The sequence below is a fragment of the Cellulomonas dongxiuzhuiae genome (genome assembly GCF_018623035.1).
GTDB lineage: Bacteria > Actinomycetota > Actinomycetes > Actinomycetales > Cellulomonadaceae > Cellulomonas > Cellulomonas dongxiuzhuiae.
The window spans coordinates 1,025,708-1,049,106 of sequence record NZ_CP076023.1 but is presented as its reverse complement, the minus strand read 5'-3'; the positions used below and the strand labels follow the sequence as shown (position 1 = coordinate 1,049,106).

Sequence of the window (23,399 nt, the reverse complement as noted above, 5' to 3'; positions counted from 1 at the left end):
CAGCCCTCGGACACCGAGGGGCACCCGACGTCGGGTGGCGCTGCGGAGGGTGGGGCGATGGGCTGGCGGTCGCAGGTGCTCCTGGGACGCCTGCGCGACCAGGCCACCGTCATCGCGACCGTCGCCGTCGTCACCTTCGTGGCGACGACCCTGCTCGGGACGTTCGCGTTCCTGCTCGAGGTCACCGGCGACGACGCGGTCGAGGCGGAGATCGCGCGCGTGCCCGACTCGGCCGTGACCCTCGAGGCCGTCGTCCGGGTCAACAAGAAGGACGCCGCTGCGGCGCTCGCGGCGACCGACGTCGCGCTGGCCGCGACCCTGGGCGACCTGCCGTCCGACAGGGAGACCTGGCTCACCGGCCGGATGTGGTCCCTGCCCCTGGTCGCCGGCACGCAGTTCGCACCCGTCGCGTACCCCGCCAGCACGCCGCTCCTGCCGGAGCAGGGCGAGCTCGTGGCGGGCGCGTGGCCGGACCGTGCACGCGACGACGGCGGGCGGCTCCTCGTCAACGCGCCGGACGTCGCCGCGCAGCGGTACGGCTGGACGGTCGGCACCGTCGTGCCGGTCCGCACGCTCGGCGGGCAGACGCAGGACAGCTGGGTCGTCGTCGGGACCCACCGGCTCACCGGCTCGTCGGCGTCGTGGTCGCGCGACCTGCTGAAGGGTGCCGCCCACGACAGCCGCTACCCGGTCATCGGCACCGGCGGCAGGCTCACGACCGACGCGTGGGGGCCGATGGTCGTGGCGCCCGACGCGCTGCTGGGCGTCGGCACGGTCGACACGGTTCACGTACTGACCACGCCCCACCTCGCCGGCGCCCCGCGGGGTGCCCTGACGCAGACGCGCGACAACCTCGAGTCCACCCAGGCGCAGCTGTCCGCCGGGCTCCGCGACGTCGGCGCCAGCGGGTTCGTGCTCACGCGGCTGGGCGAGACCATCGACGCCTCGTGGCGCGAGCTCACGGTGACGCGCGTCGGCGTCGTGGTCGTCGGGCTGCTGCTCGTCGTGCTCGCCACCACCGTGATGCTGCTGGCCGCGCGGCTGCTCGGGGAACGGCGGGCCGCCGAGGGTGAGCTCGTCGCCGCGCGCGGCGCGTCGGCGGCACAGCTGCGCTCGCTCGCGGTCCTCGAGGCCGCGGTCCTGGCGGCGGTGGCCGCGGCTGTCGCGCCGTGGGTCGCCCGCGTCGCGTTCACGCGTCTGGCCGACGCCGGGGGCCTCGGCGACGCCGGCCTGGGCGCGCCGCCGGGGATCCCCGTGTCGGTCTGGATCGCGTGCGCGGCGGTCGCGACGGTCCTGGCCGTGTCCCTGGTCGTGCCGGCCTGGCACACCGCCGGCTCGTCGAGCGCCGCCGCCCACGCCGGCCTGGTCCGTGCGGGCGCGGACCTCGCGCTCGTGGTGCTCGCGGGCGTCGCCCTGTGGCAGCTCCTCGACTACGGCGCCCCGCTCACGCGCGGGCCCGCCGGCGTCCGGCTGGACCCCGTGCTCGTCGTCGGACCCGCGCTCGTCACGCTGGGAGCAGCCGTGCTCGCGCTGCGTGCGGTCGCGCCTCTCGCGCGCGGTGCCGACGTCCTCGCGCGCCGCAGCGCGTCGCTCGTCGTCCCGCTCGCCGCGTGGCAGGTCTCGCGCCGCTTCACGGCCGCGACCGGCACGACCTTGGTCGTCATCCTCGCCGTGTCCGCCGCGACGTTCTCGCACGCCTTCCTCGCGACGTGGCGCACCTCGCAGGTCGACCAGGTCGACCTCGCCGTCGGCACCGACGTGCGGGTCGAGGGGATCCGCGGCGAGCGTCTGACCGCGTCGGCAGACGCCCGCGCTGTCCTGGCAGACGCACCGGCGGGCACCCACCTGCAGCCGGTCGTGGACCGGAACGCGTCGATCGGCCGCCCGGTCGGGCAGGGCCAGGAGAGCTCGGGCTTCGACGTGCGGATGCTGGCCGTCGACACCGAGCACCCCGAGGCGCTGCGCGGCCGGACGGACGTGCCCTGGTCCACGCTGGTCGGCGGGCTCGGGACACCGGAGGGCGAGGACGCGCCGGTGAGCACCGGTCCGACCGGAACACCGCTGCCCGGGGACCCGCAGTGGCTCGTGGTCACCATGACGGCGGGCTCCGACCCGTACACGGCGGGGATGCTCTACCCGACGCTGGCGGTCGAGGACGAGACCGGCGTGCGGGCCTGGGTCAGCGTGCCCGAGCTGCCCCTCGACGTGCCGTCGACCTTCGCCCTGGCCGTGCCGCGCGGGCTCGGACCCCTGCGCCTGGTCGCCGCGTCGGCCGTGGTCACGCTGTCCGGTGCGACCGCGATGGGCGCCGACTCGCCGGCCGCCCGCCTCGGCCAGGTGTGGTTCACCCTCCAGGACGTGCGCGTCCTGGACCGTGCGGTCGGCCTGACGTCGCCGGACGAGGCGCTCGCCGCGGCGTCCGCGCAGGGGACGCCCGTGGCGCTCGAGGCGGGCGGCTGGCAGGCCGGTGCGACCAGCGGCGGGCTTGAGCGTGGCGCGACCGTCGGCGCCCGGGTGGGCCCGTACCCGTTCGTCGACGACGTGCCTCCCGGCGCGCTCGTGGTCGACGGCAAGTTCGACCTGGCCGCGATGGACGGGGGGAACGGCCGCCTCGTCGCGCACGCGTGGCCCGCGCACGGCGCCGTCCGGGCGCTGGTCACCACGGCCGTCGCCGAGCGCGCGAGCCTGTCGCCCGGCATCCACTTCTGGATCCGTGCCGGCGACGCCCAGGTGCAGGCCGTCGTGGAGGACGTCGTGCCGTACCTGCCCGGTGTGCCCCGCGGGCCCGCCGTGCTCGTGGACCGCGACGCGCTGGGACGCGGGTCGGTCGAGGCCGCCGGCACCGACCCCCTCGTCGACTCCTGGTGGCTGGCCGCCCCCGACGGCGACGCCCCCGCGCTCGCCGCGGCCCTCGCGCGCGCCGCGGACGCGGAGGCGACGGTGCGGACCACCGAGCGGGCGGCCGCGGTCGCCGGACCGCTGAGCGCCGCGATCCCCGCCGCGCTGTCGCTCGTGACCGCCGCGACGCTCGTGCTCGTCCTCGTGGGACTCGGCGCGAGCGCGGCCGCCGCGATCCGCTCACGTCGCCTCGAGCTCGCCCGGCTGCAGGCGCTGGGCGCCGCACGCCCGTCGCTCGTGCGCGGCCTGGTGGGCGAGCACGTGGCGCTGGTCCTGGTCGGCGCGCTCGCCGGACTGGCGATCGGCTACGGGCTCGCGAGGGTCGTCACCCCCGTCCTGACGGTGTCCTCGGACGGCCGACGGCCCGTCCCGGCCCCGCTCGTGGTCTGGCAGGACGGCCTGGCCCTGGTCATCACGGGCGGTCTGGCCCTCGCGGCGTGCGCCGTCGTCGCGCTCCTGGCCGTCGTGCTCGTGCGGCGCGCCTCCGGTGCCCTGCTGCGGTTGGGGGACGACCGATGAGTGACATCGACACCCGCGTCCGGGCGACCACGGCCGTCGCGCTGCTGGTCACCGTGCGGCGCGCCCGCCAGGACACGGCCCTGGTCGTCGGGAGCGCCGTCCTGCTCCTCGCGACGCTGCTCCTCACGCTCGCGGTGCCACGCCTGGTCGAGAGCAGCGCCGACGGCGCGGTGCGCGAGACGATCATCGCGGCCGGTCGTGACGGTGAGATCGTCGGGATGGCCCCGCCCGACCCTGTGACGGGCAGGCCGCCACCCGCCCAGGAGGCGGGGTACGCGGCCGCCTCGATGCTCCTCTTCCAGTTCGGCAAGGCCGTCGACGCGCCGGTCGTCGCCGTGACGTCGGGGTACGCCACCATGCGCACCCCCGTGGGTGCGTTCGCCCTCTCCCTCGTCCACGTCGGGCAGACCGGCGACCCCGCCCCCCTGGTCCGCTGGGTCGCCGGCACGGCGCCGGGTCCCGTCCCGACGGACGAGCAGCACGGTCGGCCCGGGGACGAGCCCGGCCCACGCACCGTGCACGTCGGTCTGAACGTCGCCGCGGCCGAGGAGCTCGGCATCACCCTCGACGACGGCCCCTTCGTCATGCGCCGCCACACCACGGGCGACTACGACCACGTCGTCGTCACCGGGCTGTACGAGGCGGTCGACCCCCTCGCACGCGTCTGGGCGGAGCACCCGGGTCTGCTCACCGCGATCACGTCGCCGCCCGGCACCGCGACGCTGCTGCAGACCTCGGCGTACGTGCCGGTCGAGGCGATCCCCGACATGGTCCACGTGGTGGGTCGCAACGCCGTGGCGGTCTCCTCACGGGCCCCCGTGCGGACGGACGGCCTGACGGTCACCGACGCGCACCGGCTCGTGGGGCTGATCGAGGCGACGTACGCGCGCTCGGCGAACATCTACAGCGGTCTGCCGGCGGTCGTCACCGCGTTCGACGCCCGCATGTCCGCGGCCCGCGCACAGGCGTCCCTCGTCGTCGCCGGCGTCGCGACCGCGGCGGCCCTGTGCCTCGTGCTCGCCGCCTCCCTGCTCGTCACCCGCCGGCAGCCCTTCCTGGCGGGCGAGCGTGCACGCGGCGCGTCGATCGCCTCGGTCGTGACGCGCGGCCTGCTGGAGTCCGCGCCGGTGGTGCTCGCGGCCGGGCTGCTCGCGGGCGGTGTCGTCGCGGTGACGCTGCACGGCCAACGGGGCTCGGTGCTCATCGCGGTGGCCGTGGCGGCCGTCGCCGCACTCGCACCGGCCGTCCTGGCGGCACGTGCGGCGGCCGCCGCCTGGGAGGGACGGCGCGTCCCGGCCGACCGGCGCGCACGCGCGGCCCAGCGGGCGCGTGGGCAGGCCCGCCGGATCGTCGTCGAGGCTCTCGTGGTCGTGCTCGCGGCCGCGGCTCTCGTGTCGGTCCGGGGCCGGGGGCTCGTCCCCCTGGGCCAGGGCGAGGTCGACCCGCTGCTCGCCGCGGCCCCGGTGCTCGTGGCGTCCGCCGCGGCGCTGGTCGTGGTCCGCGTCTCCCCCGCGGTCGTCCGCGCGGCCGGGCGGTGGGCGTCACGCTCGCGCGGCCTCGCCGCACCGCTCGCGGTCGCACGTGCCCACGGCGCGGCGACGGCCGTCGTGCCGGTCCTGACGGTCACGGTCAGCGTCGCGCTCGTCGTGCTGTCGGGCACCCTGGTGCACACCGTCAGCACGGGACAGCAGGCCGCCGCGGACGAGCTGGTCGGCGCACCGGTCCGGCTGGACGGGTCGATCGGCACGGAGGCCGGCGCCGCCGCGCTGACGCGGATCGCCGCCGCACCCGGGGTCACCGACGTGGCGACGGCCGCCCAGGTGCGCGACCGCACCTACGGCACGCGCACCGGGCTGAGCGCGACGATCCTCGTCGTGGACGCCGCCGAGCTCGGGCGGGTGCGGGCCGCCGCGGGCCTGCCCGTCGACGAGGCCCTCGCGGCGCTGGCCGAGCCGGGGCCCGCCGGGACGGTCCCCGCGCTCGTGAGCGCAGGCCTGCTCGAGCGCGCGCAGGCCGGTGACGCCGAGCCGGTGATGTCCGTGCTCAACACCACCGTGCGGTTCGACGTCCGGGGCACGACCGTCCTGCGGCCCGACGCCGGCGCCCCGACGCTCGACGCGCGCGTCGCGGCGCCGCTGGAGGACGACGACGGCCTGGTCGTCGTGGACCGCGCGACGCTCGCCGCCGTCAGCGGCCAGCGACCGACCGTGGACCGCGCGTGGGTGAGCGGTCCTGGCGCCGTCGAGGCCGTCGAGGCCGAGCGCCTCGCACCGACCGCGTCCTCCGGGGTGGTCGTCACGACGCGCGACGGCTGGTGGCAGGACTGGTCGCAGGCTCCGCTGACGTCGGGCCTGACGACGCTCCTCCTCGCCGCGGTGGCCGTGCTCGCCGCGCTGTCGGTGCTCGCCCTGGTCCTCGTCGTCGTGGCGACCGCCCGCGAGCGCGGCCGGACCCTGTCGGCGCTGCGGACGCTGGGGCTCGACGCGCGCACCGCCCGCTGGGCGACGCTGGGCGAGCTGGCGCCCCTCACGCTCGGTGGGCTCGTGGGCGGTGTGGCGATCGGGCTGGGCGTGCCCGCGCTCATCGGCGACGCGATCGGCCTGCAGCTGCTCACGGCGGAGCCCGGGGGCGTGACGGTGGACGTCACCTGGTGGCCCGTCGCGGCGGCCGCGGCGGCCCTCGTCGTCGCCCTCGTGGTGGCGGTGGTGGTGGAGCAGGCCGTACGGCGCAGGGACAGGCTCGGCGAGGTGCTGCGGGTAGGTGAACGATGACCAGGATGGAGCAGGCCATGGACCACGGGTCGACGGTGCAGGGCGCACCCCCGACGAGCCTGGCGACGCTCGAGGAGCGCGCCCGGGCACGTCCCGAGGCGTTCGGGCGGACGTCGCTGATCGTGTGCGAGTCGCTCGTGCGCATCTACCAGTCGGAGGGGATCGAGGTGCAGGCCCTGCAGGGCCTGGACCTGCTGGTCGACGAGGGTGAGCTCATCGCCGTCGTCGGCGCCTCCGGCTCCGGCAAGTCGACGCTGCTGTCGGTGCTGTCGGGCCTCGACGTGCCCACGGCCGGCAACGTGCGCGTCGCCGAGTGGGACCTCATGACCATGACGTCCCGCGAGCGCGTCGAGTACCGGCGCACGACCGTCGGGTTCGTGTGGCAGCAGACGGCGCGCAACCTCGTGCCGTACCTGACGGCCGAGGAGAACGTCGAGCTGCCGATGGCGCTCGCGGGGCGCCCGCGTCGGCAGCGGCGTGCGGAGGCCGCGGCGCTGCTCGACGTCCTCGGCGTCGCGTACTGCGCGGACCGCCGGCCCAGCCAGATGTCCGGCGGTGAGCAGCAGCGCGTCGCGATCGCCGTGGGTCTGGCGAACTCGCCCCGCGTGCTGTTCGCCGACGAGCCGACGGGTGAGCTCGACACCGCGACGTCGAACGACGTCCTGGAGGCGATGCGCGCCGTCAACCGCGACCTGGGCACCACGGTCGTGGTGGTCACGCACGACCCCAGCGTCCGGGACCACGTCCAGCGCACCGTCGAGATCCGGGACGGCCGCACCAGCGCGGAGGTGCTGCGCCACACCGCCACGCGCGACGACGGCACGCAGCACGAGGTCGCCGAGGAGTTCGCGGTCCTCGACCGGGCGGGCCGCATCCAGCTGCCCCAGGACTACCGCGAGGCCCTCGACCTGGTGGGCCGCGTGCGGCTCACGCTCGAGCAGTCGCACGTCGCCGTGCGTCCCGGCAACCGTCCCGGCGACCGCGGGACGCCGGGTGCGGACGAGCGCGCCGCGCACGAGAACCACGCCCGACACGGACGGAGAGCCCGATGACCGCCACCACCACCGACCGGCAGGACGCGGACCGCACCGCGGACGGGCCGCTCGTGCTCGTCGAGGGCGTCGGGCGCACCTACGGCTCGGGTCACGCCGCCGTCCACGCGCTGCAGGACGTCTCGCTGCAGGTCGCGCCCGGCGAGATGGTCGCGCTCGTCGGACGCTCCGGGTCCGGCAAGACGACGCTCCTCAACACGATCGGCGGGCTGGACCGCCCCGACACGGGCCGCGTCGTCGTCGCGGGCCGGGAGGTCTCCTCGCTCGACGAGCGCGGGCTGGTCTCCCTGCGCCGCGACGTCGTCGCGTTCGTCTTCCAGACGTTCGGGCTGGTGCCCGTGCTGACGGCCGCGGAGAACGTCGGGGTGCCGCTGCGGATGCTGCGCACGCCCGTCGCGCAGCGCGAGGCGCGCGTCCAGCTGCTGCTCGACCTCGTGGGGCTCGGTGCGCACGCCAAGCAGCGGCCCGGGCAGCTGTCCGGCGGTCAGCAGCAGCGTGTCGCCATCGCGCGCGCACTGGCGAACTCGCCGCGTCTGCTCATCGCGGACGAGCCGACCGGCCAGCTGGACTCGGAGACCGGCCGGGCCGTCATGGCGCTGATCCGCGCGGTCGTCGAGGCCGAGGGCATGACCGCCATCGTCTCGACCCACGACCCGGTGATGGTCGCCCTGGCCGACCGCGTCGTCCACCTGGCCGACGGCCGTCTCGTCGACGCCTGACGCACGGACGGACCACCCGGCATGAGCAGGAGGAGGCAGACATGAGATGGCGCTCGCGCGTCCTGCGCGGCCGGCTGCGTGAGCAGGGGTCGGTGGTCGCCATGGTCACGGCCGTCGCCGTCGCGGCGACGACGCTCGTGGGCCTCCTCGCCGGCCTCCTGCACCTCGCCGAGACCCAGGGGGCGCCGGCCGCGCTGAGCCGGCTGTCGCCGGACGACGTCCGGATCGAGGCGACGGTCTGGGTGCAGGGCGAGGACACCGGCGTGGTGCTCGACAAGGCCCGGGCCGGTCTCGCGGAGATCACGGGTGACGTGCCGACGAGCGAGGACACGTGGCAGGTCGGGTCCTTGCGGACGCTGCGCAGCACCGGCACGGGCACCGGAGAGATCCCGCAGCTCGTCTACCTCGCCGCCTTCGCCCCCACCGAGGACATCGCCCGTCTGGTCTCCGGCCGCTGGCCCGACCGCGCGACCGACGAGACCGGCGCGGTCGAGGTCAACGTCCCGGAGATCGCCGCGCGCGAGCTGGGCTGGCAGGTCGGCGCTCGCGTCGAGACCCGGCCGTGGGACGGCGAGGAGTACGCCACGTTCGTCGTCGTGGGGACCCACGAGGCCCTCAGGGCGGGCAAGGGCTGGACCCGCGACCGGCTGGACGGTCGCGGCATGGAGCCGTACCCCTGGCCCGGCAGCATGGGGTTGCGCCCGGCGGTCCTGTGGGGCCCCCTCGTCGCGGACCCGTCGGCCCTGGACGGTCCGGGACTGGTGGACACCGCGTACCTGATGATCGAGCCGCACCCCGCGGACGCGTCGAGCGAGGCGCTCCGCGAGATGCGCCAGGAGGTGCGCAACGCGCAGGCGACGTTCTCGGAGGCCCTGGACCCCGAGGCCGACGGCCGGGTCCGCACCGAGGTCGACGGTGCGCTGGACGCGATCACGCGCGAGGTCGTCGTCATGCGGGCCGGCGTGATCACGATCGGGCTGCTGCTGGCGACCCTCGCGACCACGGTCATGCTGCTGGCGGCCCGCCTGCTCGCGGAGCGCCGCGCCGCCGAGAACGAGCTGCTCGCGGCACGCGGCGCGTCGCCCGCGCACCTGCGGTCCGTCGTCGTCCTCGAGGCCCTCACGCTCGCGGCTCTCACCTTCCTCGCGTCGCCCTGGCTCGCGCGGGCCGCGCTCGAGCGCCTGACGGGGTCCGGCGACCTGTCCGCCGCCGGCTACCTCGTCGGTCCCGGCCTCCCGGCCCCCGTGCTGCTCACGTGCGCCGTCATGGCCGGCGTGCTCGCGGTGGCGCTGTGCGTGCCGTCCTGGCACACCGAGGGCTCGACCTCCGCCACCGCGCACGCCGGGCTGCTGCGGGCCGGGGGCGACCTGTCCCTGCTGGCGCTGGGCGGTCTCGCGATGGGCCAGCTCATCGCCTACGGCTCGCCGCTGACCGGTGGCCCGGGCGGCGTCGGGGTCGACATCGTCCTCGTCACCGGGCCGGCGCTGGTGACGCTCGCCGCCGCGACCGTCGCGCTGCGGCTCGTCACGCCCCTCGGGCGCCTGGCGGACGTCGTGGCGGCGCGTGCCCGCTCGTTCGTCGTGCCGCTCGCGGCGTGGCAGGTCTCCCGGCGTCCCTCGATCGCGACCGGCACGGTCCTGGTGGTCGTGGTCGCCGTCGCCTCCGGCACCTTCAGCGCGGCCTTCCTGTCGACGTGGCGCACGTCCCAGCTCGAGCAGGTCGACCTCGCGATCGGGACCGACGTCCGCGTCGACGACCTCGACGACGCACCGCTGGCCGCTGAGGTCGCGGTCACGGCGGCCGCAGGCCCGGACGGGCACGCGCAGCCGGTCGTGCACCGGTCCGTCGGCATCGGCCCGCGCGGGAACGTCGGCGGTGTCACGGCCCAGCTCGTCGCGCTCGACGCGTCGCGGCCGCAGGACCTCCGCGGACGGTCCGGGTCGACGCCCGACGAGCTCCTGGCCGGCCTCGCGGACGCGCACCCCGCGACGGGCACGGGCGCCGAGCTGCCGCCGGAGACCCAGTGGGTGGTCGCCACCGGGGTGCTGGGGACGACGCCCGCGACGGGCGGCGACGGCATGGTCGACCTGACGGTCGAGTCCCCGACCGGCCTGCTCGTGCGGTCGGAGGAGCGCGCTGTCCCCCTGGGCGAACCTTTCCAGGTCGCGTTCGAGGTCCCGGCCGGCGGTGCGCTGCGCGTCGTCGCGATCGGCGCCATGCTGGCGCCGCGGGACCTGCCGCTCTTCGACCCGCAGGACCCGAAGGCAGGGCTCGTGCGCGTGCTGCAGGCCGAGCTGTCGGTGACCCGGTTGGGCACGGTGCCCCGGTCGGCCGGGATCAGCCACCCCCGCGTCGCCGCGGGCGCTGCGTCGACCCCCGTGACCCTGAGCGCGGCGGGCTGGTCGGGGGCTCTGCGCCAGGCTCCGCGCGTGTCGGAGGTCGAGGTGCTCGGCGGCGTCACCGCGGAACCCGGCGACGGGGCTCTCGTGGCCGTCGGCACCATGCGGGGGGACGGGCGCGGCATCGAGCTCGCCACCCTCCTCGCGCGGACCTGGGAGGCGTCCGGTGCCGTCCCGGCGGTCGTCGGCAAGGCCATGCTGGACGACCTGGCCCTGAGACCAGGTCAGGACCTCACGCTGAACCTCGCGGGGACGCACGTCGACGCCGAGGTGGAGCGGTTCGTGGACGAGATCCCGGGCTCGCCCCGCCGCGGCAGCATCCTCGTCGACCAGCTCACGCTCGCACGGGCGGCGATCGAGGCCGGCGGCCCGTCGATCAGCCCCGACACCTGGTGGATCGCCGCGCCCGACGACGCGGCGGTGACCGTCCCGGCGTCGCTCGCCGGCACCGGCGCGCGGACGAGCACCCGCGTCGACCTGCGCGACGAGGCGCTGACCGGCCCCGTCCGGGTGGCCGTACCCGCCACCATGGCGCTCGTGAGCGGCGCAGCCACGCTGCTCGTGCTCGTCGGCGTCGGCGCGGTCGCCGCGGCAGCCGTGCGGGCGCGCCGCCTCGAGCTGGCGCGCCTGCAGGCCGTCGGGGCGTCGCGGCCCGGTCTCATGAGCGGGATGGTCGCGGAGAGCACGATGCTCGTGGTCCTCGGTGCGGTGGTCGGGTTGCTCGCGGGCTACGGCCTCGCCGGCGTGGTCGCACCCCTCCTGACGATGTCGCCCGACGGGCGCACACCGGTGCCCGACCCCCTCCTCGTGTGGGGCTGGGCGGCGCAGACGACGCGCAGTGCCGCTGTCGTGGCGGGTGCGTGCGCCGTCGTCGCCGTCGTCGTCGCCCTGGGCGTCCGACGGACCTCGGGCGCCGCCCTACGGATGGGGGACGAACGATGACCACCACGGCCACGCGCGTGCGCGCGACCACCGGCGGCGCGCTGCTCGTGACGGGGCGCCGCGCGCGCCTCGACGTCGGTCTGCTGATCGGCACCGCGATCCTGCTCACGGCGACCCTGGTCGCCGTCCTGGCGGCCCCGCTGCTGCTGGGACGCACGGCAGAGGTCGCGCTGCGCGAGTCGATCACGCAGGCCGGAGCCGACGCCGCCGTCGTCGTCGTGGCACCCGCACCCCCTTATCCCGCGGACGACGCGCTGCCGTTGGCCGGGCCCCAGGCCGAGGCGGCGGTGCTCGACCTGATGAGGGGGATGCACCCCGCGACCGCGATCGCCGTCACGCCGCCCTTCGCCGCGTCGACGGGTGACCTGAAGCTCGACGTCCGGCTCGTCACGCTCGACTCGCCCGCGTCACGCACGGCCGGCGTGCGCTGGACCGTGGGGCGCGAGCCCATCGCGATCCTGCCGCCGCCCGCACCCGAGCCCGCCGCCGACGGTACGCCGCCGCCACCCCCGGCACCGTCGGCGCAGGCCGTGGAGGTGGGGCTGAGCGTGGCGGTCGCCCGCGCCCTGGGCATCGACCCCAGCGCCGGGCCGGTGACGATCCTGCTCACGCCCGGGCGCGGCGAGGTCCCGCCCATGGAGGCCCACGTCACCGGGCTCTACGAGCCGGTCGCACCGGACGACGTCCAGTGGGCCAACGCTCCTGACCTGCTGGAGGCGCCGACCGACCCGCCCCGCGGACCCGTGGGCCTCTACGTGCCGCCCGCGGCGCGCGCCGACATGGCGGCACTGCTGGGGGCGACCATGCTCGCGGGCGAGGCCGTGGCCGTCGTCGACGTCGAGCACCTGAAGCTGGCCGACGTGCCTGAGCTCCGCCGGTCGGTCATGTCGCTCACGTCGACGTCCCCGGTCCGGACCGGCCTGCCGCGCGTGCTCGACGCGTTCGACGCGCACCTGAGTGCGACCCTCGCCCAGGCGTCCCTGGTCGTCGCCGGTGCCGGCGCGACCGCGGCGTGCTGCCTGGTGCTCGCGGGCGCCCTGCTCGTCGAGCGTCGCCGCAGCCACCTGTCGGGCGAGCGCGCGCGCGGCGCCTCGCTGCTCTCCGTCGCGCTGCGCAGCGCGGTCGAGTCGGTGCCCACGGCGGCGGTGGCCGCACTCGTGGCCGGCGGCGTCGTCGCATGGTGGCTTCCCGACGGGCCGGGCTCGCCCGGGCTCGCGACGGCGATCACGACGGTCGCCGTCGTCGCTCCCGTGCTCCTCGCGACCCGTGCCGCGGCGGCCGCCTGGGCCGGCCGGCGCGTGCCCGCCGACCGCCGGGAGCGGGCGCGGCTTGCGGGGCTGCGCAGCGCCCGCCGGTCCGTGACGGAGCTGACGGCTGTGGCCGTCGCCGTAGCCGCGCTCGTCACCCTGCGCAGCCGTGGCCTGGTGCCGCAGGGTTCGATGCGGACCGATCCGCTGCTCGCCGCCGCTCCGTTCCTGCTCGCGCTGACCGCGGCGCTCGTGGTCGTGCGCGTCGCCCCCGCCGTCGTGCGTCTCGCGGCGCGGTGGGCCGCACGCTCGCGGGGCCTCGCGGCGCCGCTCGCGACCTCGCGCGCGCAGCGCGGCGCGACCGCCCTGCTGCCGCTGGTCACCGTGACGGTCGCCGTCGCTCTGATGGTGCTCAGCGGCGTGCTGGTGCAGACCGTCCACGACGGGCAGCGCATCGCCGCGGACCAGCTCGTCGGCGCCGATGTGCGCCTCGACGGTGCGCTGGACACCGACGAGGCCCGCGAGGCGCTCGCGCGGCTCGCGGCGGCCGACGGCGTCGAGGCGCTCGCCACGGGCGGCCAGATGAACAAGCGCGCGTTCGGACGGGGCTCGGAGCCGGTGGTGACGGTGCTCGTGGTCGACACGGTCGCCCTCGCCGAGGTCCGCCGGGCACGCGGACTGCCGGTCGACGACGGGCTCGCACTGCTCACGGAGGTCGCCCAGGGGCGTCTTCCGGTGCTCGCGACGCCCGACGTGCTCGCGCGCATCGACCACGCCGACGGCACGCTCCTGCAGCTCCTCACCGAACGTGTCGACGTGGACGTGATGGCGACCACCGTGCTCACCGGGGACAACGGCGCCCCACCCGCCGACGTGCGCGCGGCACAGGCGACTGTCACGGGCGACGACGGCGTCGTCGTCATCGACACCGCCGCGGCCGCCCGGGTGACCAACCGGCTCCCCGCGACCACGCGCGCCTGGGTGGCCGGACCGGGCGCGGTCCAGGCGGTCGCCGACCTGGAGATCGCGGACCTCCCCGGCGTGACGGTGACGACCGTGGACGGCTGGTGGAGCGCCTGGTCGCGTGCGCCGCTGCCCGCAGCGCTCCGGACGCTGATGCTGGTGACCGTCGGCGTCCTCGCCGGGCTCGCCGTCATCGCCCTCGTGCTCGTGGTGGTCGCGACGTCCGGTGAGCGCGGACGCACGCTCTCGACCCTGCGGACCCTGGGTCTCGACGCCCGCACGGCGCGCTGGGCCACCCTGGGCGAGCTCGCGCCGCTCGTCCTGGGCGGCTTCGTGGGCGGCACGGCCATCGGGTTGGCGCTGCCCCTCCTGCTGGGGGACGCCCTGCGGCTGACGTGGGTCACAGCAGCCCCGGGCCACGTCCCCGTGTCGCTGACGTGGTGGCCGGTCCTGGTCGCGGCGGGCGCCCTGGCCGCTGCCCTGGCCGTCGCGGTGCTGGTCGAGCAGGCCGTGCGGCGCCGCGAACGGCTCGGCGAGGTGCTGCGGGTCGGCGTGCGCTGACCCTGAGGGTCGACGCGCGCCGGCCTCAGCGGGCTGCGGTGCCGACCTCGTCCGCCGCCGCCGGCGGGCCGACGTGCGACAGGCCACCGCGCATCGCGAACGCGCACGCGGCGCCGAGCAGGAGCACGCCGACCGTGACCGCGAGCGTCTGCGCGGCCGCCGTGGCGAACCCGGCCTCGACGGCCGCCTGCGCGGCCGCCCGCACCTGGTCGGCCACCGTGGCGGGCACGTCGGCGGGCAGGTCGAACCCACCGCCCGCAGCGCCCAGGCCCTCGGCCGCCGCCTGGCGGAAGCCGTCGACGAACGGCCCGCGCAGCTCGGTCGGCAGGTCCTGCGCCACGTCCTGGGCGGCCGCGGGCATCGTCGAGGCGAGCCGGGACGTGAGCACCGCGACGACGACGGCCGAGCCGATGACGCCGCCCACCTGGCGCGTCGTGTTGAACGCGCCGGCGCCGGCGCCGGCGTTGCGCTGGTCGAGCCCGGTGGTCGCGAGGTTGCCGAGCGGGGAGAACACCAGGCCCGTCCCGACGCCGAACCCGAGCATGGGCACCACGAGCCGCCAGACCGCGACGTCCGGCTGCACCTGGGTCGCGAGGATCCCGATCGACGCCGCGAGCACCACGAAGCCGGTGAAGACGACCCACTTGCCGGCGACCCTGTCGGACAGCCGCCCGGCGAAGGGCGCGACGACTCCGGAGATCAGCGACCCCGGCAGCCCGACCAGTGCGGCGTGCAGCGGCGAGAGGCCCAGGACCTGCTGCAGGTACAGCGTGAACGGGAAGAAGATGCCGGTCATCGCGAACGACACGGCCGCGCCGGCGACGTTCGCGAGCGCGAAGTTGCGCTGCACGAACAGCTTGAGGGGCAGCAGCGCGTCGTCGCCGCGGTGGCGCTGCCACAGCACGAACGCGGCCGACACCAGGACCCCGGCCCCGATGACCAGCGGCACCGAGATGGGCCCGGCGATCGTGCCCCAGGCGTACTCGCCGCCCTCCTGCAGCCCGAAGACCAGCAGCGCGAGGCCCACGACCGACAGCACGACGCCCGGCCCGTCGAACGTGCGGGCGTGCGTCGGCAGCGCAGGCAGCGTGCGCACCGCGAGCCACAGCGCGACCAGGCCGACGGGGATGTTCACGTAGAAGATCCACTCCCAGCCGACGCTCTCGACCAGGATGCCGCCGAGCACGGGCCCCGTGATGGTCGCGACGCCCGCGACGGACCCCCACACGCCCAGCGCGGCGCCGCGCTTCTGGGCGGGGAAGACGCGCGTGATCATGGCCATGGTCTGCGGCGTCATGAGCGCACCGCCGACGCCCTGGACCGCGCGGGCCACGATGAGCATGCCGACCGACCCCGCGAGGCCGCAGGCGAGGGACGCGATCGTGAACACGACCAGGCCCGTCACGAAGACGGGGCGCGGGCCGAACCTGTCCCCCAGCCGGCCCGTGACGAGCAGCAGCACCGCGAACGTCAGCAGGTAGGCGCTGTTGACCCACCCGACGGTCACGAGGCTCGCGTCGAACGCCTCCTGCAGCGTGGGGACGGCGATGTTCACGATGGTCGTGTCGACCATGATCATGAAGAAGCCCAGGCACAGCGGGGGCAGGATGCTCCACGGGCTGCGGCCGCCCAGGTCGACGGGGGCGGGTGCGGTCATGACGTGCTCCGGTCTGCGGGGCGCCGGGCGGGCGCGCTGGTGCGGGTGCGGTGGTGCTGGCGCGCGGCGAGGAAGTCGTCGGGTGGGGGGCCGCCCCAGGTGAGGGTGCCGTCGGCGAGGTCGCGCAGGACCTCGTCGAGCCAGGCGACCTCGCGCTCCAGCAGGGCGACCTCGCGCTCGCCGTCGAGCAGGAATCGGCGGGGCAGCCCGAGCGCGAGCACCTCGTCGCAGCGCGCACGCAGGGTGGCCAGCCGCGCGGCCTCGCGGCCGCGTCGCTGCGTGAGCGCGGCGGCGACCTCGTCGGCGGGGAGCCGGGGTGCGTGGGCCAGACCGACGGGGAAGTCCGCGTAGGCGGGTCGGTCGTCGGCGAGGTACGACGTGAGCGCCGGGCGCAGGGCGGCGTGGCCGGCCGCCGTGGCGCGGTACGTGGTCCGCTCGGGCCGGTTGCCGCAGCGCTCGGTACCGACGGCTTCGACGAGACCGTCGCGCTCGAGTCTCTCGACCGCGTGGTAGACGGCGCCGGGCGTGACGCGCACGAGTCGGTCGTCGCCCCGCTCGACGAGCGTCTGGAACACGTCGTACGGGTGGCGTGGCTGCTCGTCGAGCAGGCCGAGGACGACGAGCGCGACGGTCGTGAGCTCGCGGGGCACAGCGTCTCCGTCCGGCGTCGTCGAGGGACGTCCGTCCCTATTCCGCGCGGAACATTACGCCCGGAGGACCGGCCCCTCAACCGGAAGTGCCCGGTTCACCCGCGCGACGACGCGCCACGAACGCGGGGGCGCCGACCCACCGGCCGGCGCCCCCGCGACGAGCACGCGCGTCAGGCCTCGATGCCCTCGAAGAGCTCGGTGACCAGCGCGGCCACGGGCGAGCGCTCGGAACGCGTCAGCGTGACGTGCGCGAACAGCGGGTGCCCCTTGAGCGCCTCGATGACCGCCGCGACCCCGTCGTGCCGGCCGACCCGCAGGTTGTCGCGCTGCGCGACGTCGTGCGTGAGGACCACGCGCGACGACTGCCCGATGCGCGAGAGCACCGTGAGCAGGACGTTGCGCTCGAGCGACTGCGCCTCGTCGACGATCACGAACGCGTCGTGCAGGGACCGGCCGCGGATGTGCGTGAGCGGCAGGACCTCGAGGATGTCGCGGTCCAGGATCTCCTCGACGACCTCCTTGCTGACGATCGCCCCGAGGGTGTCGAACACGGCCTGCGCCCAGGGGCTCATCTTCTCCGCGGAGTCACCCGGGAGGTAGCCCAGGTCCTGCCCGCCCACGGCGTACAGCGGCCGGAAGACCATGACCTTGCGGTGCTGGCGCCGCTCGAGCACGGCCTCGAGGCCGGCGCACAGCGCGAGCGCCGACTTGCCGGTGCCCGCGCGCCCGCCGAGCGAGACGATGCCGATCTCCTCGTCGAGCAGCAGGTCGATCGCGACGCGCTGCTCGGCCGAGCGTCCGTGCAGGCCGAACACGTCCTGGTCGCCTCGCACCAGCTGCACGTGCTTGTCGGCCGTGACGCGTCCCAGTGCCGAGCCCCGCGGGCTGTGCAGCACCAGACCCGTGTGGCACGGCAGGTCGCCCGCGCCACCGGCGAGCGCGGAGGGGCCCACCACGACGTCCGCGAGCGCGACCGACTCGTGCTCCCACAGGTCGGCCATCTGCTGCTCGGACAGGTCCAGCGCGTCCATGCCCGTCCACCCCGAGTCGACCGCGAGCTCGGCGCGGTACTCCTCGGCGGTCAGGCCGACGGCAGCGGCCTTCACCCGCATCGGCAGGTCCTTCGAGACCACGACGACGTGCTGCCCCTCGGCCGCCAGGTTGGCGGCCACGGCGAGGATGCGCGTGTCGTTGTCACCCAGCCGGAACCCGGCGGGCAGCACCGCGGGGTCGACGTGGTTGAGCTCGACGCGCAGCGTGCCGCCCTGGTCCGTGACCGGCATCGCGGAGTCCAGCCGGCCGTGCGTGATGCGCAGGTCGTCCAGCAGGCGCAGCGCGCTGCGGGCGTAGTAGCCGAGCTCGGCGTGGTGGCGCTTGGCCTCGAGCTCCGTGATCACGACGACGGGGAGCACGACGTCCTGCTCCGCGAACCGCAGGACGGCCCGCGGGTCGGACAGCAGGACGGACGTGTCGAGCACGTAGGTCAGGCGGGGCGCGGGGCTCGGGCCGTCGGGGGTCTCGGACGGCGCCGTGCCGCTCGTCGGGGGCGTGGTTCCCAGGTCGTGCTGCGAGATGTGGTCCACGGCAGGCTCCCCTCGGCGCCTCAGCGCCGGTCTGGACGCTTCCGGTCGGTCGCCGGCGCGGCTGCGCAGGTGGACCGGCGTTCGGCGGCGGGACGGGGTCGGCCGGCCGAGGGCCGGATCCGGCCCTCCTCCCGGAGCGCATGCTCCATGGGCTGGCCTCCCGGGACGACGGGCGTCGTCCTTCGCGTCCGACCGTAACGCGCGGCACGTCCGAGATGTCCCAGCGACGGCCCCGACACGCGAGATGTCACGCGGCGTTCACCTGGCGGGGGGACGCCTCAGCGCCCGAGCCGCCGCTCGCGCTGGCTGTACGCGCGCACCGCGCGCAGGAAGTCGACGCGCCGGAAGTCCGGCCAGTACGCCTCGCAGAAGTAGAACTCCGAGTGGGTGCTCTGCCACAGCAGGAACCCGCCGAGACGCTGCTCGCCCGACGTGCGGATGACCAGGTCCGGATCGGGCTGGCCGCGCGTGTACAGGTGCTGGGCGATGTGCTCGACGTCGAACGCCTCGGCCAGCTCGTCCAGGCTCGAGCCCGCGTCGGCGTGCATGCGCAGGAAGGAGCGGACCGCGTCGGCGATCTCGCGCCGGCCGCCGTACCCGACCGCCGCGTTGACGTGCAGGCCCTGGACGTCCGAGGTGGCGTCCTGCGCCGCCTTGAGCGCGGCCGCCGTGCCGTCGGGCAGCATGTCGAGCGCGCCGACGGCCTGGATGCGCCACCGCCGCTCCGCGGCGAGCTCACCGACGACGTCCTCGATGACCTGCAGGAGGTCCCCCAGCTCCGCGGGGTCCCGCGCGAGGTTGTCGGTCGAGAGGAGCCACAGGGTCACGACCTCGACGCCGACGTCCTCGCTCCACTGCAGGAGGTCGCTGATCTTGTCCGCGCCGCGGCGGTGGCCGGTCGCGGAGGACAGGCCGCTGCCGCGCGCCCAGCGCCGGTTGCCGTCGAGGATCACGCCGACGTGCCGGGGCACCTGGTCCGGCTGCAGCGAGGCGGCGAGTCGGCGCTCGTACAGGCCGTAGAGCGGGTGCGGCAGGCGCACGCGTAGCCTCCAAGGAGCGAACCGGCGGACCTCGAACACGGTACTCGCCACGACGCACCTACGGGAGCAGCTCGGTCCCGGGACCCGCAGAGGTCCCATGACATCGCACCTACGGCGACGTAACCTACGCTGACGTAGGCGACGTAGGTGACGGACGACGAGAGAGCGGTCACACCCCCCGATGAGCACATCCCCGACGCCCGGGCGGCCCTCCGTGCAGGCCGACGAGCACGCCGACGAGCCCACCGACGCCGGACCGCTCACGCGGGCCGCCGAGAGCGTCGGCGACGCCGTCGAGGCCGCCGTCGAGAACATCAAGCCCCGCCTGCGCGGCTGGGTGCATGCCGGTGTCGCCCCGATCGCCGTGGTCGCGGCGGTCGTGCTCGTCGCGATGTCGCCGACGCCCGCCGCCCGCTGGTCCAACCTGGTCTTCGGCGTCTCCGCCGTCCTGCTGTTCGGCACCAGCGCGGTCTACCACCGCGGCACCTGGTCACCCCGCGTGGCCGGGATCCTGCGGCGCCTCGACCACACCAACATCTTCCTCATCATCGCCGGCACCTACACGCCGCTCGCGGTGCTGCTCCTGCCCGCCGCCACCGCACGCACGCTGCTCGTCATCGTCTGGTCGGGGGCGATCCTCGGGCTGCTGGCCCGGGTCTTCTGGCTCAACGCGCCGCGCTGGGTGTACGTCCCGATCTACCTCGCGCTCGGCTGGGTCGCCGTCGGGTTCTTCCCGCAGTTCTGGGCCACCGGTGGCCCCGCGATCGTCTACCTCATCGCCGTCGGCGGGCTGGCGTACACCGTCGGGGCCATCGTGTACGGCCTCAAGCGGCCCAACCCGAGCCCGCGCTGGTTCGGGTTCCACGAGATCTTCCACGTGCTGACCGTCATCGGCTGGGGCACCCACTTCGTCGCCGTGGCCATCGCCACGGCGCGTCTCGCCTGAGCGACCGTCCCGCGGCGCCCTCAGGCGCGCGGCACCACCGCGTAGCGCCGGTGCGCGAGCGACGGGTTGCGCTCGCGCACGGTCCGCAGCTCGTCCGCGTCGAGGTCGACCGTGCGCACCTGAGGTCCCTCGTCCAGCTCGAGTCCCACGACGCCGTCCGGCCCGACGACGAGCGAGCGGCCCACGACACCGCGCCCGGCCTGCCCGACGGCGACGACGGCCGCCGTGCTCTCGATCGCGCGCGCGACCGCGAGCGTGCGCCAGTGCATCGCCTTGAGGTCGCCCGAGGCCCAGGCCGCCGGTACGACCAGGACGTCGGCGCCCGCGTCGACGAGGCGGCGCGCCGACTCCGGGAACCGCAGGTCGTAGCACGTCAGCACACCGAACCGCAGGCCGGCGACGTCGAGCACGAGCGGCGGCGCGTCGGCGGGACCCGGTGCGAGGCGCTCGGACTCGCGGTGGCCGAACGCGTCGTACAGGTGGACCTTGCGGTAGACGCCGGCCACGTCGCCGTGGGCGTCCACGGCCACCACCGCGTTGACGGCGCGCGGCCGGCCGTCCGCTCCCGGCTCGCCGCCGGGGATCGTCGTCCCGGCGATCACCGCGAGCCCGTGCTCCGCCGCTCCCCGCCGCAGCGCCGTGACGAACGGGCCGTCGAGCGGCTCGGCGAGGTCGACACCCACGCCCCGCGGGTCGTAGGCGCTCGCGTACTCGGGCAGCACCAGCACGTCGGCCCGAGCCCGGGCAGCGAGGCGCAGGGCGTCACGGGTCACGAGCAGGTTGGCGGCCCGGTCCCGGCCGACCTCGAGCTGGCCGACCGTGACGCGCACGGCCGGACGCTGCGGCGGCTCGGGGCGTGAGCTCACCGCGACTCCTCGTCGGCCACCCGGCCCGGCGGGTCCGCAGGTGCCGCCGGGGCCGCCACGCCCCCGGGCGCCGCACGCCGCCCGGCACCGTCGTCGACAGCGCCGTCGCCCTCGGGTGCCGCGGCGGGCGGTGCGTCCACGGGGTCGGCGCCGCCGCCGGCAGGGGCCTCCGACTCGGCGCGCTGCCGGTCACGGTGCGACGCCCGCCGCATGCGCCGCGTCATGGACACGGCGAGCACGATGACGGCCAGCGCCAGGACGAAGGTGGCGACGAAGCCCGCGAACCCGGGCGACCCCTCGGTGGGGCTCTCGTACGTCGGGCCCGGCAGGCGCTGGGCGCCCAGGACCCCGGTGACGAGGCCGGATGCCACCAGGCTGGTGGCGAGCAGAGAGGTCATCGTGCGTGCTCCGTCCCGCGGATCCCCGCGAAGAGGTCGGTCTCCGGCAGCGTCGTCTCCACACGGGACTCCGCGAGCTCGTACTCCTCGTCACGCCACGTCGCGGCCTCGACCTCGCGCGGCACGGCGAAGAACCAGCCCTCGGGGTCGATCTGCGTGGCGTGCGCACGCAGCGCGGCGTCCCGCTGGTCGAAGTGGTCGGCGCACTCGATGCGCGTGGTCACCGGGCGCTCCGGCACCTCGCGCGCCTGGCGCGAGTCGATCCAGTCGCTGAACGGCGACTCGCCGCCGGCCGCGACGATCGCGTCGTGCACCGCCCGCATGCGCGCGAGCGAGAAACCGTGGTTGTAGTAGAGCTTGAGCGGCGTCCACGGCTCGCCCCGGCCGCGGTAGCGCTCCGGGTCGCCCGCCGTGGCGAACGCCTCGACCGCGACGCGGTGGCACATGATGTGGTCGGGGTGGGGGTAGCCGCCCGTCGGGTCGTACGTCGTGATGACGTGCGGCCGGAACTCCCGCACGGCCTCGACCAGCGGCGCCGACGCGTCCTCGAGCGGGAGCGTCGCGAACGACCCCTCGGGCAGCGGCGGCAGCGGGTCACCCTCGGGCAGGCCCGAGTCGACGAACCCGAGCCAGCGCTGCTGCACGCCCAGCGCGGCGGCCGCGGCGGCCATCTCCTCGCCGCGCACCGCGCGCATCGCCTCCAGGCCGACGGGCGCCGGGCCGTACCGCGGGTTCAGCACGTCGCCGCGCTCACCGCCCGTGCAGGTCACGACGAGCACCTCGACACCCTCGGCGGCGTACCGCGCCGTGGTGGCCGCGCCCTTGCTGGACTCGTCGTCCGGGTGCGCGTGCACCGCCATCAGCCGTAGCCGCTCCGAGCTCACCGTGGGTCCTTCCGTGGCAGGTCCTGGGACGAGAGACAATGATCCCCCACCCCGCTGACACTCGAGGCACCGTGCACGGCATCACCCGCGTCACACCACCCGCACGCCACCCAGGAGGCCCCACCGTGGTCGCACCGGCCCCCCGCCCGCCCGCCGGGCGCTACGGACCGGAACCCACCGACGGCACCCGCCGGCTGCAGCGCCTCGCGCTCGCCGCGGCGGTCGTGGTGACGATGGTGCTGCTCGCCTGGATCGGCGCCGGCGTCATCCGCGACCCCGTCATCTGGCAGGACGTCGGCTACCGCGTGGACGGCCCCACGTCGACCGAGGTGACGTTCGACGTCACCACGCCGATCGGGGCGGGAGCCACGTGCCGCGTGCAGGCCCTCTCGTCGTCGTACGCGCAGGTCGGGGTGCTCGACGTGCCCGTGCCGCCGACGGACACGCGCACGCGCCGCGTGACGGTCACGATCCCGACGGTCGAGCTCGCGGTGACCGGCGTGGTGCAGGGCTGCGAGCCCGTCGGCTGACCTGACGCGAGAACCCCCGACCGCGGGAGACCACCCGCGCGCGGTCGGTTGGTACGCTGTGCGTTTACGCCGCCCCCGGTCCGGCGTCGTACGACAGGTCGACGCGACCGCGGTGGCAGGCGCCACCCGCCCCCGCACCGCACCTGCGTCCGTGCCGCCGGGGGCTCACTCGCCGCCGGGACCGGTGGCGCCCCAGGCTAGGAAGGAGCGATCGTGACGGAGACGACTGCGGCCACATGGCTGACGCAGGAGGCCTACGACCGCCTCACGGAGGAGCTCACACACCTCCAGACGGACGGTCGCAAGGAGATCACGGACCGCATCGCGGCGGCCCGCGACGAGGGCGACCTCAAGGAGAACGGTGGCTACCACGCGGCCCGCGAGGAGCAGGCCAAGCAGGAGGCCCGCATCCGCGAGCTGCAGGCGAAGCTGCGCAACGTGCAGATCGGCACGCCGCCCGACGACGGCGTCGTCGAGCCCGGCATGGTCGTCACGGCGCTCGTCGCCGGGGACGAGATGACGTTCCTGCTCGGCTCGCGCGAGATCGCCGGGTCGGCCGACATCGACGTCTTCTCCCCCACGTCGCCGCTCGGTGCCGCGATCCACGGCCACAAGGTCGGCGACACGACGTCCTACGAGGCGCCCAACGGCCGGCAGATCCCGGTCGAGATCACGGCGGCCAGCCCCTTCCAGGGCTGACCCGCTCCGCCGAGTGCGGGGGAAGCTGCCCGAGGGCGGGGGGACCACCCCGCGCTCGGGCCGGTTCCCCCGCAC

16 protein-coding genes are annotated in these 23,399 nt (G+C 75.9%); 9 read left to right on the top strand and 7 right to left on the bottom strand.

Annotated features, from left to right (window positions below; all coding sequences use genetic code 11):
* Window positions 1-57 precede the first annotated feature (57 nt).
* Genes KKR89_RS04700 through KKR89_RS04675 form a run of 6 tightly spaced genes read left to right on the top strand, consistent with a single transcriptional unit; the run spans window position 58 to window position 14,071 of the window.
* Window positions 58-3,417 carry an FtsX-like permease family protein gene (locus tag KKR89_RS04700; protein ID WP_208198084.1) on the top strand — a complete coding sequence of 1,120 codons (3,360 nt, stop codon included), beginning with the start codon at window positions 58-60 and terminating at the stop codon, window positions 3,415-3,417.
* Complete coding sequence (locus tag KKR89_RS04695) at window positions 3,414-6,188, top strand: FtsX-like permease family protein (RefSeq protein ID WP_208198083.1); 2,775 nt, start codon at window positions 3,414-3,416, stop codon at window positions 6,186-6,188. The genes KKR89_RS04700 and KKR89_RS04695 overlap by 4 nt, the downstream gene beginning before the upstream one ends.
* Before the next feature lie 17 nt (window positions 6,189-6,205).
* On the top strand, window positions 6,206-7,240 hold the full coding sequence (locus KKR89_RS04690; RefSeq protein ID WP_372438599.1) for an ABC transporter ATP-binding protein: 1,035 nt from the start codon (window positions 6,206-6,208) through the stop codon (window positions 7,238-7,240).
* The gene (locus tag KKR89_RS04685) at window positions 7,237-7,959 is read left to right on the top strand and encodes an ABC transporter ATP-binding protein (protein ID WP_208198082.1); all 723 of its coding nucleotides are present in this window, start codon (window positions 7,237-7,239) and stop codon (window positions 7,957-7,959) included. The genes KKR89_RS04690 and KKR89_RS04685 overlap by 4 nt, the downstream gene beginning before the upstream one ends.
* Before the next feature lie 41 nt (window positions 7,960-8,000).
* The gene (locus KKR89_RS04680; protein ID WP_208198081.1) at window positions 8,001-11,300 is read left to right on the top strand and encodes an FtsX-like permease family protein; all 3,300 of its coding nucleotides are present in this window, start codon (window positions 8,001-8,003) and stop codon (window positions 11,298-11,300) included.
* Complete coding sequence (locus KKR89_RS04675; protein ID WP_208198080.1) at window positions 11,297-14,071, top strand: FtsX-like permease family protein; 2,775 nt, start codon at window positions 11,297-11,299, stop codon at window positions 14,069-14,071. Before KKR89_RS04680 ends, KKR89_RS04675 begins: the two co-directional genes overlap by 4 nt.
* 25 nt (window positions 14,072-14,096) lie before the next feature.
* On the opposite strand, the gene KKR89_RS04670 is transcribed toward KKR89_RS04675, so the two are convergent.
* The 4 genes from KKR89_RS04670 to KKR89_RS04655 all read right to left on the bottom strand — a co-directional run bounded on the left by KKR89_RS04670 (window position 14,097) and on the right by KKR89_RS04655 (window position 19,001).
* On the bottom strand, window positions 14,097-15,728 hold the full coding sequence (locus KKR89_RS04670; protein ID WP_208198079.1) for a DHA2 family efflux MFS transporter permease subunit: 1,632 nt from the start codon (window positions 15,726-15,728) through the stop codon (window positions 14,097-14,099).
* Window positions 15,725-16,378, bottom strand: a complete 654-nt coding sequence (locus tag KKR89_RS04665) for a PadR family transcriptional regulator (RefSeq protein ID WP_208198078.1) — start codon at window positions 16,376-16,378, stop codon at window positions 15,725-15,727. Before KKR89_RS04665 ends, KKR89_RS04670 begins: the two co-directional genes overlap by 4 nt.
* A 170-nt stretch (window positions 16,379-16,548) precedes the next feature.
* A complete protein-coding gene (locus tag KKR89_RS04660; protein ID WP_372438598.1) occupies window positions 16,549-17,856 on the bottom strand; it encodes a PhoH family protein in 1,308 nt (435 codons plus the stop codon).
* Window positions 17,857-18,239: 383 nt separating this feature from the next.
* Window positions 18,240-19,001, bottom strand: coding sequence for an isoprenyl transferase (locus KKR89_RS04655; protein ID WP_208198077.1), 762 nt, complete (start codon window positions 18,999-19,001; stop codon window positions 18,240-18,242).
* A 181-nt stretch (window positions 19,002-19,182) separates the two neighbouring features.
* Here KKR89_RS04655 and trhA point away from each other — a divergent pair, with 181 nt between their 5' ends.
* Entirely contained in the window at window positions 19,183-19,947 is a 765-nt protein-coding gene (gene trhA, locus KKR89_RS04650; protein WP_208198076.1) for a PAQR family membrane homeostasis protein TrhA, read from the top strand.
* Between the two features lie 20 nt (window positions 19,948-19,967).
* Here trhA and KKR89_RS04645 read toward each other — a convergent pair whose 3' ends face one another.
* From KKR89_RS04645 to mca, 3 genes are read right to left on the bottom strand one after another with little or no spacing between them, the layout of a single operon-like run.
* A complete protein-coding gene (locus tag KKR89_RS04645) occupies window positions 19,968-20,813 on the bottom strand; it encodes a nitrilase-related carbon-nitrogen hydrolase (RefSeq protein WP_208198075.1) in 846 nt (281 codons plus the stop codon).
* Window positions 20,810-21,211: a hypothetical protein gene (locus KKR89_RS04640; RefSeq protein ID WP_208198074.1), complete on the bottom strand. Its 402-nt coding sequence runs from the start codon at window positions 21,209-21,211 to the stop codon at window positions 20,810-20,812. The genes KKR89_RS04645 and KKR89_RS04640 overlap by 4 nt, the downstream gene beginning before the upstream one ends.
* Window positions 21,208-22,095 carry a mycothiol conjugate amidase Mca gene (gene mca / locus KKR89_RS04635; RefSeq protein ID WP_208198073.1) on the bottom strand — a complete coding sequence of 296 codons (888 nt, stop codon included), beginning with the start codon at window positions 22,093-22,095 and terminating at the stop codon, window positions 21,208-21,210. Before mca ends, KKR89_RS04640 begins: the two co-directional genes overlap by 4 nt.
* 125 nt (window positions 22,096-22,220) lie before the next feature.
* On the opposite strand from mca, the gene KKR89_RS04630 reads away from it, so the two are divergent.
* The gene (locus KKR89_RS04630) at window positions 22,221-22,625 is read left to right on the top strand and encodes a DUF4307 domain-containing protein (RefSeq protein WP_208198072.1); all 405 of its coding nucleotides are present in this window, start codon (window positions 22,221-22,223) and stop codon (window positions 22,623-22,625) included.
* Window positions 22,626-22,838: 213 nt separating this feature from the next.
* Window positions 22,839-23,324 (top strand): transcription elongation factor GreA, encoded by a 486-nt coding sequence (gene greA / locus KKR89_RS04625; RefSeq protein WP_208198071.1) that lies wholly within the window; start codon window positions 22,839-22,841, stop codon window positions 23,322-23,324.
* The last annotated feature ends 75 nt before the right edge of the window (window positions 23,325-23,399 follow it).

Coding starts and splice junctions, on each gene's coding strand:
- KKR89_RS04700 (WP_208198084.1), top strand. CDS start 58: ATGGGCTGGCGGTCGCAGGTGCTCCTGGGACGCCTGCGCGACCAGGCC.
- KKR89_RS04695 (WP_208198083.1), top strand. CDS start 3,414: ATGAGTGACATCGACACCCGCGTCCGGGCGACCACGGCCGTCGCGCTG.
- KKR89_RS04690 (WP_372438599.1), top strand. CDS start 6,206: ATGGACCACGGGTCGACGGTGCAGGGCGCACCCCCGACGAGCCTGGCG.
- KKR89_RS04685 (WP_208198082.1), top strand. CDS start 7,237: ATGACCGCCACCACCACCGACCGGCAGGACGCGGACCGCACCGCGGAC.
- KKR89_RS04680 (WP_208198081.1), top strand. CDS start 8,001: ATGAGATGGCGCTCGCGCGTCCTGCGCGGCCGGCTGCGTGAGCAGGGG.
- KKR89_RS04675 (WP_208198080.1), top strand. CDS start 11,297: ATGACCACCACGGCCACGCGCGTGCGCGCGACCACCGGCGGCGCGCTG.
- KKR89_RS04670 (WP_208198079.1), bottom strand. CDS start 15,728: ATGACCGCACCCGCCCCCGTCGACCTGGGCGGCCGCAGCCCGTGGAGC.
- trhA (WP_208198076.1), top strand. CDS start 19,183: ATGAGCACATCCCCGACGCCCGGGCGGCCCTCCGTGCAGGCCGACGAG.
- KKR89_RS04640 (WP_208198074.1), bottom strand. CDS start 21,211: ATGACCTCTCTGCTCGCCACCAGCCTGGTGGCATCCGGCCTCGTCACC.